Genomic DNA, 1,764 nt, shown 5'->3' on the forward strand with positions numbered 1-1,764 from the left:
CGCGAGAGGCGTCCGGCCGCGTCGGCGCGCGCGCCGATCAGCCCGAGGCCGGTGAGCGCGTAGACGCGCGCCGGGATGCCGGCCATCGCCGCCGCCGTGCCGCCGACCAGGATCCCGCGCAGCGCGATGCAGTGGACGATGTCGGGCTTCCAGGCCTTCAGGATCGCGGCGAGCTGCCCCGCGGCGTAGCCGGCGGCCATCGGGTTGAGGCTGGAGCGCTCCGCCTCCAAAGCGATCACCCGGGCGCCCGTCGCCTCGACCACCGCGCGGTGGTCGCGCACCCGCGTCACCACGGCGACCGACAGGCCCATCGCCACCGCCGCCCGCGCCATCGGCAGGAAATGCGAGGCGAAGAACCAATCCTCGGTGACGACGAAGGCGAGGCGCCGCATCGGCGCGGCGGGGGCGGAAGGGGCGGCGTCCATCGCACGAGCCTCTAACACGGGCGCGCATCCGTGTACGGCGGATACGCAGACGCCGGAACACGGCCGCGCGGCGACCGGTTGAGGGCAGGCTTTCGCAAGCGAGGAGCAGCGCTCATGGCATCGGATCTCGTGTCCTCGGACGAGACCGCCGGCACCGTCGTCGACCCGCGCGACGCGGCCGCCGAGGCCGGGCTCGCCTACGTCGACGACACGATGCCGGGCCTGACCCGGAAGAAGACCGCCAAGGGCTTCCGCTTCGTCGACGCCAAGGGCGCGCCCGTCCGCGACAAGGCGCAGGTCCAGCGGATCAAGTCCCTGGCGATCCCGCCGGCCTACACCGACGTGTGGATCTGCCCGCGCAAGAACGGCCACATCCAGGCCACCGGGCGCGATGCCAAGGGGCGCAAGCAGTACCGCTACCATCCCGATTTCCGCGCGGCGCGGGACTCGACGAAGTTCAGCCACATCATGGCCTTCGCCGACGCGCTGCCGGGCATCCGCACGCGGATCGACGCGGACATGCGGCGCAGGGGCCTGTCGCGCGAGAAGGTGCTCGCCACCGTGGTGCATCTCCTCGAGACGACGCTGATCCGCGTCGGCAACGACGACTACGCCAAGGCCAACAAGAGCTACGGCCTGACGACGCTGCGCGACCCGCACGTGACGGTCGAGGGCGCGGCGATGACCTTCCGCTTCAAGGGCAAGAGCGGCAAGACCTGGAACCTGTCGGTGAAGGACCGGCGCGTGGCCAGGATCGTCAAGGCCTGCCAGGACCTGCCGGGCCAGGAGCTGTTCCAGTACATCGACGAGGCCGGCGAGCAGCGCGACGTGACCTCGTCGGACGTCAACGCGTACCTGCGCGAGATCTCGGGGCAGGACATCACGGCGAAGGACTTCCGCACCTGGGCCGGCACGGTGCTGGCGGCGCTGGCGCTTCGCGAGTTCGAGACCTTCGACGGCGAGGCCGGCGCCAAGAAGAACGTCCGCGCGGCGATCGAGAACGTATCGGCCCGGCTCGGCAACACGCCGACCATCTGCCGCAAGTGCTACATCCACCCGCAGATCATCGACTGCTACCTCGAAGGCGCCCTGCTGCTCCAGGTGAAGGACGCGGTCGAGAGCGAGCTGGTCGAGGATCTCGGCCGCCTGCGCCCGGAGGAGGCGGCGGTGCTGAGCCTGCTGCAGACCCGGCTCGCCGGAGACGCGCCCTCGACCGGCACGGCGAAGGCCGCGCCCCGGACGGCTCGGGCCGGCAAGGCGGCGAAGACGAACACGCCGCGCAAGCCCGCGGCGAAGGCCGCCAAGGGCGCGGAGGCCGCGCGCGCCTGAACGCCCGCCC

2 protein-coding genes are annotated in these 1,764 nt (G+C 71.9%); one reads left to right on the forward strand and one right to left on the reverse strand.

The annotated features are described in order from the left end of the window. A partial coding sequence (locus tag FV223_RS26685; RefSeq protein ID WP_147729741.1) for a glycosyltransferase occupies nt 1-425 on the reverse strand: 425 nt, incomplete at its 3' end. Nucleotides 426-539: 114 nt separating this feature from the next. Here FV223_RS26685 and FV223_RS26690 point away from each other — a divergent pair. After that, nucleotides 540-1,754 (forward strand): DNA topoisomerase IB, encoded by a 1,215-nt coding sequence (locus FV223_RS26690; RefSeq protein WP_147729742.1) that lies wholly within the window; start codon nt 540-542, stop codon nt 1,752-1,754. Nucleotides 1,755-1,764 lie beyond the last annotated feature (10 nt).

The organism is Methylobacterium sp. WL116 (genome assembly GCF_008039455.1).
Lineage (GTDB): Bacteria > Pseudomonadota > Alphaproteobacteria > Rhizobiales > Beijerinckiaceae > Methylobacterium.

Bases quoted from the DNA above. Each gene is read 5' to 3' on its own strand.
- FV223_RS26690 (WP_147729742.1), top strand. From the start codon at position 540: ATGGCATCGGATCTCGTGTCCTCGGACGAGACCGCCGGCACCGTCGTC.